We start from the raw sequence: 17,277 nt of genomic DNA on the forward strand, positions 1-17,277 counted from the left end.
CGGCTGTGTCCTCGGCCACGGGCCGCAGCCGGCTTACTGACGCCGTGACCTGTGCCCGCAGGTGGCAGCAGAGCGTCGGCCGACGTCGATGGCAACTGGGAAGCGGACGCGGCCACGGAGTGATCAATGGGTTGGCTTCGCGGAAGACGTATCGGCGTCCGCATCGCCCGCAAGGGCATCGAGTCCAGCGAACGGCTCGGCCGACGCCGTTGGGTCATCGAACGGACCATGTCCTGGCTCACCGGCTACCGCCGCCTCAACCACCGCTACGAACGCCACCCCCGCAACTACCTGGCCTTCCTCGGCCTGGCAGCCGCACTCTGCTGCTACAAACGCTTCCGCAACCTCACCACGTAGGACACGGTCTTAGAACCCCGGTGCTCTTAGAACCCCGGAAAGTTGCCTCCGGGGCCGCCGAAGCCACTCCGCATGCTGGTCGTACACCAGCCAGTTCGTGCGGGGGCGCATGGCGCCCCAGGGATGGAGACGATCCGACATGTCGCAGTCGCAGGAGAGGCCCTCAATGCCTGAACGACCGCCGCGAGGGAACGGATTTGACGCCCGGCGCGTACTCCTTGTTGGCGGCACCGTGACAGCGGGCGCAGCTGCCGTCGCCAGCCCAGCACTGGCCAGCGGGATCGGAGCCGCGGTCGCCGTGTACGCAATGCTGGATCAGGCGCTTCGGAGGAGGAACCGAGATGGTGCGGAATAGGCAGCCACGCGAGGGCAGCGCCGACGCACAACTGATCGAGGCGCTACGGGCACGAGGCGTTGATGGGGTCACTGTTTCCCGTCTGGAAGGCTGGCGAGCCAAGGGGTATCTGCCCCCTAGCCCTCGTCAGCACCTCGGCAGGGGACAGGGCAGCCGCTCCCTCCCGGTCTCTGAGGAACTGATCTACCGAGCAGAGGAGATTGCCCGCACCGTGACTCAAGGCAGCTTCCGCCGAATGTATGCCTGGCCATGGTGGGCCGCCAACGCCACGCCCAGGACAGCCCAACTCCTGCGCACCGAGATGCTGGCCGCGCTGGAGGACAACCACCTGGACATCGACGGCCTTGAGAGCGGTGATCACGATGGGGCCTTCGACCAGCGACTCGACCTCGCCGCACATCTAGCCGCAACGAGCAAGGTCCAGGGGCACAACGCCAACTGGTTGATCCACCGTTCCTGGGCCGAATTCGGCGAAGAGGACGGCTACCCCATGACCGAATGGATGCCCGGACTCGACAAGGACAGATTCAGCTACGAAGGCCGCCTGATTCGAACCCAGCTTACGATCAACCCCGACGATGTGGGCGGCATCGACGCCCTTGCCACGGTCCTTCGTGAGGACCACCCGGAGTCGTTCGCTGAGGCGAGGCTTCGACAACTGCAGGGCCTCGAGCTTAAGGGCGAGCAGCCACTGGACAACCTTCGGAGGCCCGAGGACCTCGCCGACACAATACGAGGCCTCACAGATGACGAGCTGTGTCAAGCTGCCGACGCCTACTTCCGCGTCCTCCGTATCCTGCACTCCGTCATCCTGTTCGGCCGACTCAGTGCACGACGCAAGGCTCAGCTTGCCGGCGAGCCCTGGAGAGGTCCCGGCCACGATTGGGCTGGCATTGAGCGCGCGCTCAACCACCCCTTGTGGCGCCTTTGGTTCAGTTGGTCGGGCATCCCGTGCAACTGCAAGCCCTGTGCCACCAGGACCGCACAGGGCGTGGCGTCGCTGTTCGTCCTACCGGGCTTCGCCGACGACGTCCGCGACTATGCCGCGCTCCTCATGGATGTCCTGGAAGCCCGCAAGCCTGCATGACCACGGAACCGGCAACGACGCTGGGCCTCGCACGAACGGGAAGGCCGAGCGCTACAACCCATGCTCACCGCGAGTGGCCGTATGTTCGCGACTACACGTCCGAGCGAGCGCCACGTCGCGCTCGCCGAGTTTGTGAACTACTACAGCCACGTCCGTCCACACACCGCGCTCGACGGACGACCGGCATCAGCCGGACCGCCGGGAGCGACTACCGTCTCGTCTTCGATCAGCCACTCGAACCGCTCGTGGAATGCATCCCCGCCGCACCACAAGGTGCGTCATGAGGGAGCCGCGAGGAGATCATCATGTTACGTGCCCCCGGACACATCGCGCCCAGATCCGCCACACTGCACTTTCCGCGCTGACACGGCTGCGAGCTTTCGGCCATGCAGGAGTCGTCCCAGCACGCTCCGTTTCTCGGTCGACTCCACTATCACTCGCGCCCACCAGCATGCGGCCGGGGTACACGCTTCAGCGTCGATCTCGGCTGGTCGTCCTGGGCAAGGGCTCCAACGGAGCTGCGTCGCGGTCCACTCGCCCGATGTAGCCCCGTCGTGAGCCATCTCGCGTGTGGGGGAAGAGCCTGTGCACGCAGGCGCCAGCCTGGGCGACTCGAGGATCAGCCCGGCCGTCTGGGCCGGCCCCGGTCGACTTCGTCGAGGTCTATCGAGCTGTCTGCTGCCCGGGAAGCCTGGGGGAGCCCCCATCACGACGGGATCTCTGCTCGCTCCCGTTCAATCGAAGACGTTGACGCGTCTTGGCGTCTTGGAATTTAAGGCTGAGGTGGGTATCTGATGCAGAATGTCAGTGCATAGCCTGGTCGTGTGCCATGTGGCCGGTACCTGCCCGGAGGTGGTGATCCGCCAAGGCCAACCCTGGCACCCTGGGCGCGGGTCACCGCTGAAGCGCTTGTCTCAGAGAGGCTCCGGGCGGGTGGGTGCGGGCTCTTTTTAGATGATGGGTGGGCGGCCCAGCCGGGTCATCCGCCACACTGTCCGCCACCGGATCGGGCGCCGCGGTGGGCACGGGACACGGACCCCTTCGAAGAATCCGGCCCACCACTGCCTCAACCCGGACAGCGGAGGCCTTTGCGCCAGCGTGTACGCCGCCCACGAGGCGAGATACACGGGCACCAGGACGGCGGGCAGGTGACGTTTGGCCAGCCAGACACGGTTGCGGCCTGTGTTGCGGTAGTAGACGGCATGACGCGTTGCCTCGGTGCGCGGGTGGCGCAGTACCGTGTCGGCCCGGTAGTCGATCTCCCACCCGGCGTCCAAGGCGCGCCACGCGAAATCGGCCTCCTCATGCGCGTAGAAGAACGATGCCGGGAACTCGCCGACCTCTTCGATCACCCGCATGCGGATGGCGTGGGCACCGCCCAGGAACGTGGTGACCGGCCCGGACTGCAACGGGTCGGATGCGCCCAGGCGGGGTACGTGCCTGCGCTGGGTGAGCCCTTCCTCGTCCACGATGCGGAAGCTGACGATTCCCAGGCGAGGGTTGTCAGTGAAGGCTTCCCGGACCAGCCGCAGGGTGTCGGTCCGGGGCAGCAGCCCGTCGTCGTCCAGGACCACGACCACGTCCACGCCGCCGTGCTCGCGCAGCCACTGCACGCCCGCGTTCCGGCCACCGGGAATGCCCAGGTTCTCCGGCAGCTCAACGGCTGCCGCGCCTGCTGGGAGAGGAGGAAGTTCCACGCCCTGGCCCAGCACCACGACCGTCGCCGGAGGACCTTCCTGAGCGGCCACCGATTCAACAAGCGCCTGAAGTTCCTGGCGCCGGTCTCCCATCGTCAGCACCACCACGCCCACCGTCACGGCATCTGCGCCGGCGCCCGTCATACTCGGGCCCGCAGTAGTTCGGCCGCTCGCTGCCCCAGGCTTGCCGCGCCGACCACGCCACGCTTGCGGTACCTGGCCGCCTGCGACTGGATGGATGTGATCTCCTGCCTGTTGCGATCAGAGACCACGCCGTCCATGAAGTCCAGAGACCGGCTCCACAGGCCCACCGCCTCCTCGTGACGGTGCTGGGCGGCCACCGACTTGCCCAGGTTGACCATGGTCAGGCCGTGCACACGCTGGTAGGTTCCCGGCGTGCGGTCCGCCAGCGCGGCCCGGTAATGCCGTTCAGCCGCTGGATAGTCCCGCATCGCGGTCAACGTCTTGCCCGTGTGCGAGGCGACGGTGGCCGCCACGGGCCCTGACGCCGCAGCAAACGACAGCACTGGCTCCCGCGTGTCCAGGACCGCGTCTTCGGCCGCCAGCAGCGCACGGGCCGCCTTCCCGCTCTCCCCGCTCGTCCCATACGCCCTGGCGCAGGTCACCAGCAGCAGCGCCTCGGTCCGCCGGTCGACCTTCCCCGATGCCCGCCGCAGTGCCTCCTCCGCGAGCTCCACGCAGGAGTCCGGATGGCCGAGGTCGAGCGCCTGGTGCGTCATGGCCCGCAGCATCCACGCGGCGTGCCCGTGCGGGTCGGCCTCGCAGGCGAGCTGGTAACCAAGGAGGTAGTACTGCTGCGCCGCGCCCTCCTGACCGAGGTCATGGTGCTTCCAGCCCACCAGCGTCGCCAACTGGGCAGCCGCCCCGAAGGCCTCCCTGCGCACCACGTCCGACGGGAACCGTGCGGCCAGCATGGGAGTCACCGTGTCGGTCAGGTACGCGGTGACTGTGCTCAGGCCGTGCCCGCCGCCGAGTCTCTCGTCCACGCCCCGGAACGTCTCGGTGAGCTGCCGGACCGTCGTGACTTCCTCGGCGCCGACATCTCCGCCGCGCTGGGCCGCCTTGAGTGTGGCTGCGACGGCGTCGCGGTCGTAGGACAGGGGCAGGCTGACGGCGGCAGCGGCGAAGGCAGAGCTCAGAAAATCTCTGCGTCGGAGCATCGTGTATCTCCCGAGGTCGGCTGCGGTGGCCAGCGGATCGGCGCCCAGGGCCTCCCCGATGCCTGCGCAGCCTAGACCGATCTCGGCAACCGTCACCTTTCGCTTCATCCTTCTGGTGAGAGCCTCGGCGACATAGAACCTGGTCCGACCAGATGGTGTACCGCCGGCGACCCAGTAGGCGATGGCCGACGGTGCGGTGTTCAGTTTCTCGCCGGCCTCGGCCGCCACGGTGCGGACTTCGCGGGCCAGCGCGTAGTAGGTGATTCCGGCCTCGGCGATGACGTCCGCTAACCGGCCGTTCGGTGTGCGGCTCCCCGTCAACTTCTGCTCCCTGCAAGCGATCTTGAACGGCTTGAACGAGTTCGCGACATGCCAACGGTACTCACTTTCCGTGCAGCACAGTTCACTGTTCATCAGCCGCCCGGAGGCTGAAGAACCCTTCGGACGGCTTGCCTGAAGCAGCGGGCCGCACCGTGCCCCGTCCGTCGCACCACGGCCCGCTGCACCGACTTCACCCGCAGGAGTGCGCGATGACCACGTCCATTGCCCCTGAGGCCGGTGGGCCGCCGGAATACGGCGTCCCCAGTGCGGAGCTCGTCGCCCGCGCTGAATCCGGCTTCGTGAATTTCCTCGCCCGGTTCGACGACGACGAGCAGGGCGACGAGAAGACCGCACGGTGAACACCCACGAGGAAGACCACCCGTGGCTGCACAGGACCGTCCGCGACATCGCGACCCGGGGCGAGGGCGAACTCACCGCCATCGTCCACGAGCATGCCGGCACCCGGACCGTGCGCATCGTGCACATCCGCCCCGCCTCCGGCATCGAGTGGACGACGGCCGCGAACAACGTCCAGCTCGTCAGGTGACCCACACACTTCCCGCCGGAACCCCGGCGGGAGAAACAAGAAGGAGCACGAGATGAACGAGAACGCTCCCAGCACGCCCCAGACCGACGGCCTGCTGGTCGCCCGTGAGGCCATCGCCGCCGCGCGTACCCGCGCGCAGCAGGAGTCGGACGGCGGATCGACCGGCGTCTCCGACACCAACGACTGAACGGAGACTCGAACGTGACCGCCTTCTCGAAGGTGGTCGAGAGCCTCGGCGGGGACTTCCTCGCCGAGGCATTCGGCCGCCAGCACCGCGTATGGACGTCCGTCACCGACTTCTCCACGCTGCTGTCCTGGGACGACATCAACGAAATCATCGCCCGCGGCCGGCTCGAACCCCCACGTCTGAGACTGCACCGCGACGGGGAGCTGATCCACTGGCAGACCTACGCCACACCCGTCACCACGAGGTGAAGCACCACCTGGCAGCGCGTCCGGCCCTCCAGCCTTCGCCGGCACCTCCAGGACGGTGCCTCGCTCGTCCTGGACGCCGTGGACGAACTGCACGCCCCGGTCGAATCTCTCGCCCGCGAGCTGGAACGCCTGCTCCCCGCCTCTGCAGGGATGGTCAAAGCATTCAGCCCGCTGCCCACGGCTCGGCCCGCCAGCCCGGGAGTTCTTCGTCCAGCCATTCTTCGATGGTCCGCCGCCAAGGGTCGGTGGCATCACTGTCGGCGACATCGGCCCAGGTGTCTTCAGCGATGTCCGGATCGATGACGAGGCTGTCCAGGTAGGTGTCGAAGCCGTTAGCGACTTTGGTGAAGAGCCCCTTCGACAGGTATCCCGGGTGAGGGATGCCATGCACGAAGGCATGGAGCTGGCCATGGGTGGTCGGGTTCAGGTCCAGGAACAGGGTGTCGCTCCCGCCATTGCGGGCGATCGGGAGAAGGCCGGCCAGTGAGACCTCGCGGGCGAGCCATCCATCACGGCTGCGGCGGTACTCGCCGAGCAAGGTGCCCCAGCCGTATTCGCCATCGTCGTCACGGCCGAGCTGATGGAGATCGTCGAAGCTCTGGAACGGCTCCGGGTCGCAAGCCGGCAATCGGACCGAGTAGGCGAGGCTCTGCCCGCCCGCTGCCTCCAGGAACGAGCGGTAGGGAGGCGGCAGTGGCAGCCCGATCTCCCGTTCGAGACCTTCGGCTTCACCGATCTCGAACGGCATAAACGGCCCTACGACCAGGCGGCCTCGGTACCAGCGCGACAACTCCTCAGACACGGCCAGATTGTCGCACTCCGTGGCATCCCGGAGTCCTCCAAGCCTCCGCGTTACTGGACATAGGGCTGAGCACGTTTCGTCCGTACCTGCCTGAGCCCTCCGACGAGTACACGGACGCCAGACGCCGGTTCGTGAAGAACAACCGGCTCGACCACGTCGGCCACCTGTGGGCCTGTGGGCTTGTCTTCCCTCAGCGGTTCATCCGGCGCGGACGCCCACTACCGGCGCCGCCGAGGGGAGGGGGAGGGGTCGCACGTGCAGGCGCTGCGCACCTGCTGCAACCGGATGCTCGGCCGGCTCCACCACTGCCTGCTGGCACGCGTCTTTTTCGATGAGGAGGTCGCGTTTCCCCCTCCTGCTGCAGCAGGGTGATCGCTGAACCATCGGCCCATGACAGGCTGTTCCTTTCGGGCGCGGAGGGGGAGCCATGGCAGAGGTCGGTGGATGGATCTGGGAGCGCAACCTGCGGTCGTTCCTGGAGTTGCTGTCGTTCTACGTGGGCTATGGGTTTGATGCCACCGACTGGGAGACGGTGGCTCTGGCGGTCGAGGCAACCGACGACGAGCGGCCCGACGGCTGGTACTCGTATCCCTTGGCCGGCGAGCATCGACAGGTCGAGGTTCGGCTTGCCCGCGCGGTCGGCGGCGACGAGCTCCTGGTGGCCGTGAAGGGAACTCTGACGCCTGAACTGGAAGTCCGGGCGGACACCCTGCTGGCCGCCTTTGCGGCCGGCTGATCAAGGCCAACTTGACCTGCTTAGAGGTCCTCACAAAGGCGTTGGACGTGACGGTGGGTGATCAAGCCGGCCGCGAGGCCGAGGAAGGCTTCGTGGATGTCGTCACATCGTTCCCAGCGGACGCGGAGCCGGCGGAAGCCGTGCAGCCAGGCCATCGTCCGTTCCACGACCCACCGGTGGACGCCGAGGCCGGAGCCGACCGCGCCACCAGCCGCAAACGGCGGTGATCAGTCCTCGGATTGTGATCTTCCTGGGCTGGGCGGCTCGTACACTGACGAAAATGGAGGACCACACGGCCACTGGGATCGGTGCACGTCCGGCGCCCGTCTTGCGGCAGTACGTCAACTCGTATGTCGGCTTCGACCTCCGCGGACTCCCGACGGGGGTGCACTGCGGCCCGCCGAGCCGCGCGCTCACCGCGGTGATCAGCCTGTCAGATCCTTTGGAGGTGGCGGCGGGCGTTGACGACGGGTCACCGGTCACCCGATTCGGTAGCGTGGCCGGCGGTCTGATGTGCCGGTCCGTCGCGATTCACCACGACGGACGCCAGCAAGGTGTTCAGGTATCGCTGACACCGCTCGGGGCCCGGGCCATCTACGGCATGCCCGCCGCCGAGCTCGCCCACCGACTGGTCCCACTTGACGAGCTTCTCGGAGCGCTTGCCGTCGAGCTGGTCGACCGGCTCCGATCGGCGACAACATGGGCGGCACGGTTCACCGCGCTGGACGAATTGCTCCTCCGAGCTGTCGGCCGTGGCGCCTGCGGAGACCATGTGCGCTGGGTGCGCCCCGAGGTAGCCGAGGCGTGGCGCCGCCTCGTCGCCGCGCGGGGTTGCGTCCAGGTTGGTGCGGTCGCCGCGGAACTCGGCTGGAGCCGTCGGTACTTGACCGAGCGGTTTCGCGGTGAGGTGGGCCTGCCCCCGAAGACCTTCGCCCGAGTCTTGCGCTTCGAGCACGCGCACGAACTGGCGGCGGCGCAGGACCCGCTCCCGTGGGGCGATGTGGCAACCGTCTCCGGGTACGCCGACCAGGCCCATCTCGTGCGGGACTGGCGCGAGTTCACGGGCCGATCGCCGACGGCCTGGCGTCGCAGCGAAGTCCTCCTCGGAGCCGGGTAGCTGCCAACCGTCTGCCCGTCGCGTCGGCTTCTCTTCCCTTTTCTTCAAGACCGCCCGATCGCTGTCGTGGACGATCGTCGGCATGAGACTCCTCAACCACGAACGCAATGCCATGGACCTGCGGACCACCCCCGCGCACCTCGGACTGGGATCGAGAGTGAAACCCGTCGAGGGCTTCACCTTGTCCCCGGAGGTGCTCCAGGCCTACAGCGCCGCGGTCGCGGCAGACGGCGCCGAGGGCCGGATGGTGATGATCTTCGACGGCGACGGGCTCGGCGACCATTGGGAGAGCCACCCTGCAGGCGACGAACTGGTCGTTTGCCTCAGCGGGTCTGTGACAGTCACCCGTGACGTGGACGGGGTGCCCGACCGCATTCTGCTCGGGCCTGGCGAGGCCACCATCAACCCGGCCGGAGTATGGCACGTGGTCGACATGGAGGGGCCGACGTCCCTCCTGGCCATCACCGCGACCCTCGGCACCGACCACCGTCCTCGGACCGACACCCGCCCGACCGAACACGTCGGCACGCCCAGCCCGGAGGAAGCGCCGTGACGACACGCATCGCGTGCCTCGGCGACAGCCTCACCCGCGCGCAGTTCAGCGTCGACTACCTGGATCTTCTCGGACGACGCCACCCTCCCGGTGACGTGCAGCTTGCCCGTTTCGGCGCCAACGGCGACTTCGCCTACAACCTCTTGCAGCGCCTCGATGCTGTCGTCACGAACCCACCCGATGTGATCACCGTGTTGATCGGGACCAACGACGCCCGAGCAAGCCTTGCCGGCTACCCCGTCGAGCAAGCCATGAAGCGCAAACAGCTCCCCGATCGCCCGTCGGCCGGCTGGTTCCAACAGTGCCTGGGAGCCGTCATAGCACGGCTGCGAGCGGAGACCGACGCGACGATCGGTCTGCTGTCGCTACCGGTACTCGGCCAACAACTCGACGGAGCGGCGGCACAGACATCGCAGGCGTACAGCCGGATGATCGCCGAGGTCGCCGCCACCAACGAGGTGGCCTACCTTCCGCTCCACGAACGCCAGATCGAGGAACTGCGCCAAGCGGACCCGCCGCCGATTTCATACCGGGAGGTGACGCCCGCAGCGGTCGTCGGCGTCCTCGTCCAGCACGCAGTGCTGCGCCGCAGCCTCGACACGATCTCGCGGCGGCGAGGTCTCGTGCTCACGACCGACCACATCCACCAGAACAGCCGCGGCGCCACCCTTATCGCTGAGGTCATCGACGCCGGTCTGCTGACCCAGAGCGCGTAGCTGGTTCCGGCGCCCGGCCAGTCGGATGCCATCTACCGCGCGGAGGTGGCATCCGATCCAGCCGGTCAACGCCTACGACATCCGGCTCGTCTGGCTGCGTGACCACCGCGAGGGCACCTGGGTCACGGTCCCGTGGCAGCTGCTGTCGTCGACCGCGACCCCATTCGGCGAGCCGGTGGCTCTGTCGATGACGAGGAGGTTCTGGCACAGGGAGCCGTCGCGGAGCGTTACCCCGTTGTTCGATTACGGGGGACTGGCTCGTGCGAGACGGCGTACGCCTTGCCGTGCGGCAGCCAGAAATGACGCTCCGGCAAGTGCTTGAACGCCTCTGCCGTGGTCGGCGGTGGACGGTGATGGTGCTGGTCATGCAGATCGATGCATCGTTCTGGGACTCGCTGGTGTTCGACGGGATCGACGAGGTGGAGGTCGAGGCGGTTGCGGCCGCGTTCGGCACGGTTGAGGTGGTGGCGAGAGGCCGCGCGGCCGCGGCGGCATGTCCGGACTGCGGCCGCCTCTCGGGCTGAGTCCACGACCGAACCAGCGCAGGCTGAAGGACCTTCCGCTGGTTGAGCTGGGCTTTGTGATCCGGCTGACGGGCCGGCGCTTCATCTGCGGGTCGGCGGACTGTCCGCGCCGGACGTTTGCCGAGCCGTTCTCCCGGCTGGCCGCCCCCGCACGTACGGTTCACCACCCGGCTCAACCACGCCCTGGAACGGGTGGGGCTCGCGCTGGCCGGCCGGGCGGGCACCCGGCTGGCGGCCCAGCTGGGCTTCGGCGCCGGGTGGATGACCTTAATACGCAGGGTCATGGCATTGCCCGATCCGCGGTTCAGCACGCCGCGTGTGCTGGGCGTGGACGACTTCGGGATCCGCCGCGGCCAGACCTACTCCACCGTCTTGACCAGCGTCGAAGACCATCGCGTGGTCGATGTGCTCCCCACCCGCGAGGCCGGGCCGCTGGTCGCTTGGCTGATCCGTCACCCCGGTGTGGAGATCATCTGCCGGGACCGGGCCGGCTCCTACGCCGAGGGCGCCCGGCGCGGTGCCCCCGACGCTCTGCAAGTCGCCGACCGGTTCCATCTGTGGCAGGGCCTCGGCCGGGCCGTGGAGACCTGCGTCGCCGTCCACCGCGACTGCCTGCGCAACCCGTCGCCCAGCGGCACACTGCCGGGGACGACCCGCCCGGACTCCGGCTGGCCGCAGAGCGACTCGGACCCCGTCGGCCGGCAGGCCGAGCGCAAGAAGGCAGCATATGCTCTGGTCCACGAGATGCTTGCCCAAGGCCACTCACCCGCCGGGCGATCGCCCGGCACCTGGGCTGGGGCCTCAACACCGTGCTCCGGAACGCGACCGCCGCACGCTGGCAGGCTGGACCCCTACAAGCTCTATCTGGAACGGCGATTCGTCGAGGGATGCACTGGCGTCACCCATCTCCACCGCGAGCTCCTCGCCGACAGCGCGCCAGTCACTTACCAGTTGGTCCGCGCCCACATCGCCAGCCTGCGGACGGTTCCGGTCGACGCGCCGCCCCGGCCTCCGACGGTGCGGCAGGTGACCGGCTGGCTCACCTGACACCCCACCGCGCTGACCGAAGACGACCGCGCCGCCCTGAAGAACGTCCTGGCCCGCTGCCCCGAACGGGACACGGTCGCCGGGCATGTCCGCGACTTCGGCGAGATCCTCAGCGGCCGCCTCGGTGCCAGGCTCCCTGCCTGGATCGAGGCGGTCGATGCCAGCCAGCTGCCCGGCCGCACCGGCTTCGCACTCCACCTGCTCCGGGACCTCGACGCTGTGACAGCCGGGCTCACCCTGGACTGGAGTTCCGGCGGCATCGAGGGCTCCGTGAACCGCATCAAGAAGATCAAGCGGCAGCTCTACGGACGAGCCGGATTCGACCTGCTCCGAAAAATGATCCTGTTTCAGTGAGACGCCGCCGCCTTCGGCGACCGGTCTACCCTTACGCCGTGACATGGAACGAAGCTGAGTATCTCGACTACCTGCAGTCCGAGCGGCGTGGCTACGCATGGGTAATGCAGCATCACGGCGGGCTGACGCCGGAGGAGGCGAGGGAGGCCGCCCTGGAGTGTTACCCATACGAGTCGGCTGAGGCGTCGTTCCGCGGGCTGATCTTTCACGACGAGGCATGGCACTGGGCAATGCTGTCGATCCACGGCGATCGGTACGTAGTGGAACACCCCGAGCTGGTTCATCCGTCACCTGGCTACCTAGCCCTTGAGTAGCCAATCAACGAGCACATGGGCCACGCCGGTGACGGCGAGGGTGGCGGCGGTGAGGAGGCGTTCCTTCCAGGCGCCGCCGGCGGTGGTGCCGAAGAACCAGGCGGTGGTGGTGAGGTAGAGCGCGGGGCCGCCGAAGAGGAGGAGGGCGAGGGCGATGGAGCCGTGGCCGGTGGGGTGGGCGATGACGAGTTCGCTGCCGACCGCGAGGGCGACCAGGGCGGCCAGCACGAGGTTGGCGCTGCGGCCTGGTGGACGTCCGGGTCCGGGGCGGCTGGGTTTCGGTGCTTGGGCCGGGCAGGCGGTGTTGGGGCGGATGTGCCGGAAGTCGCGACGGACCGGGCTGGGGTGAGGCGGTCGGACGGCGTGGGTTTCTCCCATGGACGGTGCCGGTCGGCCGTCAGTGGCCGGGCGAGACGGAGTTGGGTGAAACGGTCCGACGGGACTGCGCTTGAGAGCTCGGGGCTCCAGGTCAGGACAGGGGCCTGCTGTCGTCGGGGCACCAGGACCCTCTGTCACCGGTCGTCCTCATGGGCCGCTCCTCCCGGTCCTCCCGGCAGCGCACGCACAGCTTGTATCAGCGTGGCACGCCGGAAGTACGGGCGTGGCGATTCCGCCGTAAACCGGGGCGGACGATGGCGTATTGACGCCACCGCCGCCGTCCCGCAACCAATTCGTGACTGGGGCACTTGCATCCGTCGAGGTCCCGCGCGGGTCGATCAGGCGTGAACTCGCAACAGATACTCGTGCAGGGGTCCTCGACCGCCGCCCTCGGACCCGACCACCTCACGCTCACCAAAGACGGCGGCCGGGTACGGATTGAGATCCCCTACGCGGTCATCAAACGCGTGGCCATGGCCGACGGCGAGACGCAGATCAGGATCCTCCTCACCGATCAGAAGACCTACTGGATCCCGGTCGGGAACCCGACCGCCACCGAGGCGTTCCTCACTTCCCTGGAGAAGGCCCTTCCCGAGGAACGGGACCCGGCCGGAAGCGTGTTTGTCGTCACCAAGGAGAAAAGGGCCGGAGATGCCTGGATGCGGTGGAGCGCCCTGCTCGTCTTCCTCGGCTACACCATCTGGATCGGCGTCGCCTACTACGTCGACATGGCCCTCCTCACCGTCGTAGCGACCCTCGCGGCCCTCTTCGGCCTGGTCTGCTTCGTCAGCGTCGCCGGCAAGATCCGCCACCGGGTCATATGCGCCCGACGCGGCATCACCGTCCTCTGCACCCTGCCCCAGCACCCCAACGGATGGCCGGAGCACTTCACCTTCACCGACACGAGCGGGAACGTGCACCACAGCAACGGCAAAACGAGAAACCAGACCGGCTATGTCGTCTACGCCCCGGAGCGCCCGAGCATCAACGTCATCCGACAGCCGCTCGGCTGGTTGCTCGTGAAGTACAGCTTCGGCCTGATCGTCCCGCTCGGGATCCTCGGTCTCGGCGTCCTGGGTCTCGCCGTCCCCTACCTCTGACCGGTAGGGGGACCGCGAGAGCCAGGGGCCTCGGAGACCAGGAGCCGTGAAGGGCTCGCGTCAGCGCTTCGCCACGAAGACGTGCGCCGCGACTTCCGGGTCGAGCTCCGCCGCCTCGCCGCTGGAGCCGACCAGGACGCCGCCCGGGGACTCGGACACCGAGACGACCGAGCCGGGCTGCACGCCCGCGCGGCGCAGCGTGTACATCAGCTGGGCGTCCGTCTGGATCGGCTCGCCGATGCGGCGGACGACAACTGTCTTGCCGCCGGTCGCGTCCAGGTCGGCGAGGGAGACCATCGAGTCGTCGAGGAACGCCTCGGCCTCCGCCTTCTCGCCCAGCTCCTCAAGGCCCGGGATCGGGTTGCCGTACGGCGACTCCGGCCCGGCCTGCTGGAGTCCGGCCTCTGGCACATCAAGCCACTCGCGAGAACTACCGGAACATCTCCGACTCAGGTCACTAGGCTGAACGCGGGCAGGACAGCGACGAGGTCCGGGGGGCAGCCGTGACGCAGGGGGCGCGACCGGGTCAAGTGATCGCAGGCCGCTACCGGCTGGTCTCCGAGCTTGGGTCCGGAGGGTTCGGGCGGGTGTGGAAGGCCTATGACGAGACCCTGTGCATCGACGTCGCGGTCAAGGAGTTGTGGCTGTTCCCGATGATGTCCGAGGACGAGCGGGCCCAACGGCTGGCCCGCGCGACCCGCGAGGCCCGCAACGCCGCCCGGCTGCGCGACCATCCGAACATCGTTGGGGTCCACGATGTCGTCGTCGAGAACCGGCTCCCCTGGGTCGTCATGCAGCTGATCGACGGCTGCTCCCTGCAGGAGCGGCTCGACGCCCACGGACCGCTGTCGGTGGAGGAGACCGCAGGGCTCGCGGCGAAACTGCTCGGGGCGCTCGGGGCGGCGCACGAGGCGGGAACCGTGCACCGCGACGTGAAGCCGGCCAACGTCATGCTCGCCGGGACCGGCGAGGTCCTCCTCGCCGACTTCGGTATCGCGGTCCACCACAACGACACCGCCCTGACGGCCGCGGGGACAGTCATCGGCTCTATGGAGTACATGGCACCCGAGCGGGCGCGGGGCACCGACGGACTCGCGGCGAGCGACCTGTTCTCGGCCGGGACGACGCTCTATCAGGCGGTCGAGGGAATCTCACCGTTCCGGCGCGGCACCCCCACCGGCTGCCTCTCCGCCGTCCTCTTCGAGGAGGCCCCGCCGCCCACCCGGGCCGGACGGCTCGCACCGCTCCTCGCGGGTCTGCTGGAGAAGGACCCGGACCGCCGCCTGACCGTCCCGGAGGCGCTGGCGGCGCTGGCTGCCCCAGACGCGCGGGAAGCGCCAGACGCACCTAGCATGCCGGAGGCGCCAGGCATACCGGACGCGCCCGGCGGGCCGGGTCTGCCAGACGTGCTCACCGTCACCGCGCCTCGCTCCAGTCTCCCGGCGACCGCGCCCACCGGGCCGCCGCGTCGCTCTTCCGCGCCGCGTCGGCGGGCCGTCGGAGGCCTCGCGCTCCTGCTGTGCGGCGCGGCGATGGTGTGGACGGCCTGGTCGGTCTGGCCCTTCGGGAGCACCGACGACCCCCGAGCCGCCTGCGACGACGCCTTCCGGGCCCTCGGCGCGTTCCAGGAGGAAAACCCCTCGTACGCCGAAGGCCTCCGCCTCGGCGATCCGGCCGTGACAAGCGGGGCGCACCGGCTGGCGAAGCGGCTCCGCGACGCGTCCGCCAGGACCAAGAACCCCGGCGTGACCACCGCCCTCGACGGCTACGCGCGCACCTTCGAGGAAAGGACCGGCGACACCGTGCGGGACTCCGCGTACGTCGATGTCGTCACCGCGTGCGAGGAGGTGGGCAGCGTTGCCTCGAGTTAGTGATCTGAGTCGGTCGTGGTCGGCCGGCTCGACGACGAGGCTGCCGGGCGGCTCCTTTTGAAGGTCCCCCTTTCTTGCCGCCCCGGCGGGGTGCTGGTGGGCCCGGCAGACCGTGGAGTCGACGTTCACCTGCCAGGTGATCAAGCCCTTGGCATCCGCCTAGGTCTGGAGCTGAGTGAGGATCCGGGCCCAGGTGCCGTCCCGCTGCCAGCGCCGAAACAGGTCATAGACCCGGTCCCACGGCCCGTACCGCTCCGGCACGTCACACCAAGGGGCACCGGCGCGGGCCCACTGGCCGTTCGTCAGATCTCCACGTCCCACGGGATGTGATCATGAACGAACAAGATCTACTTTCGCAACAGACCCCAGTCGTCTTGGCACCCGGCCCGGAAGGCACCTGTAGGCGAGCGTGGTGAGCGGTAGTCGCGTCTGGTCGGGTAGGCGGCTGGAGGGTGTCCATGTCCCCGATCGACCTCACGGCCCGTGCCGGGGATGTCGAGACGGTGCCTTGTGGTGGTGAAGTGGGGTGACGGCGATGCTCTTGTTGTGCACTGGCTGTGTCGGTGTCCTGGGTTTTGATGGTTGCTTCGTGTGCGACGACCCCGTGTGCATGAGGAGCTCATGGACAGTCGGTGGACGGGGCGAGCAATAGTCAAGACCTGTGGATGAGTTGACTGCGATCAGCGTCGACTCTGCTGCTTCAGGTTGATCCGAGCGGTGTTGCGGATCCGCTTGGTGCGACCGCTGTCGGCGAGGATCTCGAGGGCTGCGGCGTTCGACGCTTCGGCCGTCTTGAGCTGGAGCCAGTCGGATGAGTCGAGCAGAGCGTCCGGACGCCACGGTTGCCGCAGTGTGATGGCTCGGAAGAGGGACCATTCGCGCAGGCGCCGGGTCAGGAACGGATAGCGCGTCGTGGCCAGGGCCATCTTCTCGGCCCACGGTTCGTAGACGGGAAGTCGTAGAACGCCAGCAGCTCTTCCTGCAGCGCGGGCACGAAGTCCCCGGACGACAGTCCGTGCAGGTAGAGCCGCGGCAGCACCTCGGAGATCTTCGGCGACTTGCGGCACCACGGCGGCAGGATCTTCGAGGAGAACCTCTTGCGTTCGCCGGTCTCTTCATCAACGCGGCGGTCGTTAACGCGCGGGGCCCTGACCTCGACGGGACCGGCAGCGGTGACCACGGTCCGGGACCGGTGGTGGCCGTTGCGGACCACCAGACGCCGGCCGGCCTCGTCGGTCTCGGCCGCCAACTCGGCTATGTACTGGTTGACTTCCGCCTCCAGCGCGGCGGCCAGCATCCGGTGGGCGCCCTCGCGCACGATCTCGTCGATCAGGGAGCCGGACTGGGTGGAGCCGTCGACGGTGACTACGCTGAGCACGGGGGTGCCTTCCCGACCCGCGCTGCGAACGCGGGCCTACTCGGTGACCATCAAAGGATCATTCGGGAAGGTACGCCCTCCGCGCACTTCCCGGAACCGATCCACAGGTCTTGAGCTTTGCTCGTCCCTGCCGCGTGAAGACTGCTACATCGTGTCCTGTACCTATGACGAGGTACCCGTCGGAGGTTACGGATACAGCGGATGGACTGCTCGCAGCGACCAGTCCTACCGGTTGGTGAGTACGAGCGTCCCACACCCGCACTGTTCCGTCGTTGCCGCTGGTGACCGCGATGGGGGCGCCGTCCATGGTCGTGCATGCCACTGCGGTCACCACGCCGGTGTGGGCGTCTATGGGCTGGCCGATGGGGGTGCCGGAAGTCAGGTCCCACACCCGCACCGTCCCCTCG

Annotated in this window: 21 protein-coding genes and 6 pseudogenes; 16 read left to right on the plus strand and 11 right to left on the minus strand. The window is 68.2% G+C overall.

The features are described from left to right. Positions 1–138: 138 nt before the first annotated feature. Together SGA01_RS13795 and SGA01_RS13800 are read left to right on the plus strand one after the other, a co-directional pair. Positions 139–357 (plus strand): annotated as a pseudogene (locus SGA01_RS13795) (transposase); the annotation flags it as partial. Positions 358–923: 566 nt separating this feature from the next. Continuing rightward, complete coding sequence (locus SGA01_RS13800; protein WP_141296796.1) at positions 924–1,799, plus strand: hypothetical protein; 876 nt, start codon at positions 924–926, stop codon at positions 1,797–1,799. 950 nt (positions 1,800–2,749) lie between these two features. Here SGA01_RS13800 and SGA01_RS13805 read toward each other — a convergent pair. Both SGA01_RS13805 and SGA01_RS13810 read right to left on the minus strand, forming a co-directional pair. Then, positions 2,750–3,640, minus strand: coding sequence for a glycosyltransferase family 2 protein (locus SGA01_RS13805; protein ID WP_174867307.1), 891 nt, complete (start codon positions 3,638–3,640; stop codon positions 2,750–2,752). Next, entirely contained in the window at positions 3,637–4,998 is a 1,362-nt protein-coding gene (locus SGA01_RS13810) for an NsdA family TPR-like regulatory protein (protein ID WP_141296821.1), read from the minus strand. Before SGA01_RS13810 ends, SGA01_RS13805 begins: the two co-directional genes overlap by 4 nt. A 209-nt stretch (positions 4,999–5,207) precedes the next feature. On the opposite strand from SGA01_RS13810, the gene SGA01_RS41025 reads away from it, so the two are divergent. From SGA01_RS41025 to SGA01_RS13820, 4 genes are read left to right on the plus strand one after another with little or no spacing between them, the layout of a single operon-like run. Further along, on the plus strand, positions 5,208–5,357 hold the full coding sequence (locus SGA01_RS41025; RefSeq protein WP_167534088.1) for a hypothetical protein: 150 nt from the start codon (positions 5,208–5,210) through the stop codon (positions 5,355–5,357). After that, positions 5,354–5,545: a hypothetical protein gene (locus SGA01_RS13815; RefSeq protein ID WP_141296797.1), complete on the plus strand. Its 192-nt coding sequence runs from the start codon at positions 5,354–5,356 to the stop codon at positions 5,543–5,545. Before SGA01_RS41025 ends, SGA01_RS13815 begins: the two co-directional genes overlap by 4 nt. A 52-nt stretch (positions 5,546–5,597) precedes the next feature. After that, positions 5,598–5,732, plus strand: a complete 135-nt coding sequence (locus SGA01_RS41950; protein WP_255325185.1) for a hypothetical protein — start codon at positions 5,598–5,600, stop codon at positions 5,730–5,732. Between the two features lie 14 nt (positions 5,733–5,746). Continuing rightward, entirely contained in the window at positions 5,747–5,980 is a 234-nt protein-coding gene (locus SGA01_RS13820; RefSeq protein ID WP_174867309.1) for a hypothetical protein, read from the plus strand. A 163-nt stretch (positions 5,981–6,143) separates the two neighbouring features. Here the strand turns inward: SGA01_RS13820 and SGA01_RS13825 are convergent, their stop codons facing one another. Continuing rightward, on the minus strand, positions 6,144–6,782 hold the full coding sequence (locus SGA01_RS13825; RefSeq protein WP_229918558.1) for an SMI1/KNR4 family protein: 639 nt from the start codon (positions 6,780–6,782) through the stop codon (positions 6,144–6,146). A gap of 427 nt (positions 6,783–7,209) precedes the next feature. Between SGA01_RS13825 and SGA01_RS13835 the strand changes: the two genes are divergently transcribed. Further along, positions 7,210–7,518 carry a hypothetical protein gene (locus SGA01_RS13835; protein ID WP_141296798.1) on the plus strand — a complete coding sequence of 103 codons (309 nt, stop codon included), beginning with the start codon at positions 7,210–7,212 and terminating at the stop codon, positions 7,516–7,518. Positions 7,519–7,538: 20 nt separating this feature from the next. Here SGA01_RS13835 and SGA01_RS13840 read toward each other — a convergent pair. Then, a pseudogene (locus tag SGA01_RS13840) lies at positions 7,539–7,715 on the minus strand (transposase); the annotation flags it as partial. An 83-nt stretch (positions 7,716–7,798) separates the two neighbouring features. On the opposite strand from SGA01_RS13840, the gene SGA01_RS13845 reads away from it, so the two are divergent. From SGA01_RS13845 to SGA01_RS13865, 7 genes are all read left to right on the plus strand, one after another. Continuing rightward, a complete protein-coding gene (locus SGA01_RS13845; protein WP_141296799.1) occupies positions 7,799–8,635 on the plus strand; it encodes an AraC family transcriptional regulator in 837 nt (278 codons plus the stop codon). A gap of 82 nt (positions 8,636–8,717) precedes the next feature. Further along, entirely contained in the window at positions 8,718–9,188 is a 471-nt protein-coding gene (locus SGA01_RS13850; RefSeq protein WP_141296800.1) for a cupin domain-containing protein, read from the plus strand. After that, complete coding sequence (locus SGA01_RS13855; protein WP_141296801.1) at positions 9,185–9,904, plus strand: SGNH/GDSL hydrolase family protein; 720 nt, start codon at positions 9,185–9,187, stop codon at positions 9,902–9,904. Before SGA01_RS13850 ends, SGA01_RS13855 begins: the two co-directional genes overlap by 4 nt. Before the next feature lie 314 nt (positions 9,905–10,218). Then, complete coding sequence (locus SGA01_RS41955; protein WP_229918557.1) at positions 10,219–10,428, plus strand: hypothetical protein; 210 nt, start codon at positions 10,219–10,221, stop codon at positions 10,426–10,428. A gap of 117 nt (positions 10,429–10,545) precedes the next feature. Beyond that, positions 10,546–11,475 (plus strand): transposase, encoded by a 930-nt coding sequence (locus SGA01_RS41960; protein WP_229918556.1) that lies wholly within the window; start codon positions 10,546–10,548, stop codon positions 11,473–11,475. A gap of 105 nt (positions 11,476–11,580) precedes the next feature. Then, positions 11,581–11,829 carry a transposase gene (locus tag SGA01_RS41965; protein ID WP_255325187.1) on the plus strand — a complete coding sequence of 83 codons (249 nt, stop codon included), beginning with the start codon at positions 11,581–11,583 and terminating at the stop codon, positions 11,827–11,829. A 38-nt stretch (positions 11,830–11,867) separates the two neighbouring features. Beyond that, positions 11,868–12,143 (plus strand): hypothetical protein, encoded by a 276-nt coding sequence (locus SGA01_RS13865; RefSeq protein ID WP_141296802.1) that lies wholly within the window; start codon positions 11,868–11,870, stop codon positions 12,141–12,143. On the opposite strand, the gene SGA01_RS13870 is transcribed toward SGA01_RS13865, so the two are convergent. Next, positions 12,129–12,371: a low temperature requirement protein A gene (locus SGA01_RS13870; RefSeq protein ID WP_229918555.1), complete on the minus strand. Its 243-nt coding sequence runs from the start codon at positions 12,369–12,371 to the stop codon at positions 12,129–12,131. The genes SGA01_RS13865 and SGA01_RS13870 overlap by 15 nt on opposite strands. Before the next feature lie 12 nt (positions 12,372–12,383). Beyond that, a pseudogene (locus SGA01_RS42590) lies at positions 12,384–12,616 on the minus strand (NF041680 family putative transposase); the annotation flags it as partial. 249 nt (positions 12,617–12,865) lie between these two features. On the opposite strand from SGA01_RS42590, the gene SGA01_RS13880 reads away from it, so the two are divergent. Next, on the plus strand, positions 12,866–13,621 hold the full coding sequence (locus SGA01_RS13880; RefSeq protein ID WP_141296803.1) for a hypothetical protein: 756 nt from the start codon (positions 12,866–12,868) through the stop codon (positions 13,619–13,621). Between the two features lie 60 nt (positions 13,622–13,681). Here SGA01_RS13880 and SGA01_RS13885 read toward each other — a convergent pair. Then, positions 13,682–13,999 (minus strand): annotated as a pseudogene (locus SGA01_RS13885) (ferrous iron transport protein A); the annotation flags it as partial. A 152-nt stretch (positions 14,000–14,151) separates the two neighbouring features. Between SGA01_RS13885 and SGA01_RS13890 the strand changes: the two are divergent. Further along, the gene (locus SGA01_RS13890) at positions 14,152–15,492 is read left to right on the plus strand and encodes a serine/threonine-protein kinase (RefSeq protein ID WP_167534089.1); all 1,341 of its coding nucleotides are present in this window, start codon (positions 14,152–14,154) and stop codon (positions 15,490–15,492) included. Between the two features lie 66 nt (positions 15,493–15,558). Here SGA01_RS13890 and SGA01_RS13895 read toward each other — a convergent pair. The 4 genes and pseudogenes from SGA01_RS13895 to SGA01_RS42865 all read right to left on the minus strand — a co-directional run. Further along, a pseudogene (locus tag SGA01_RS13895) lies at positions 15,559–15,813 on the minus strand (transposase); the annotation flags it as partial. Positions 15,814–16,172: 359 nt separating this feature from the next. Then, positions 16,173–16,418, minus strand: a complete 246-nt coding sequence (locus SGA01_RS13900) for a hypothetical protein (protein WP_141296805.1) — start codon at positions 16,416–16,418, stop codon at positions 16,173–16,175. A gap of 44 nt (positions 16,419–16,462) precedes the next feature. Then, positions 16,463–16,870, minus strand: a pseudogene (locus SGA01_RS13905) (transposase); the annotation flags it as partial. Between the two features lie 58 nt (positions 16,871–16,928). After that, entirely contained in the window at positions 16,929–17,267 is a 339-nt protein-coding gene (locus SGA01_RS42865; RefSeq protein WP_371866031.1) for a WD40 repeat domain-containing protein, read from the minus strand. Between the last annotated feature and the right edge of the window lie 10 nt (positions 17,268–17,277).

The sequence above is a fragment of the Streptomyces gardneri genome (assembly GCF_006539185.1).
Lineage (GTDB): Bacteria > Actinomycetota > Actinomycetes > Streptomycetales > Streptomycetaceae > Streptomyces > Streptomyces gardneri.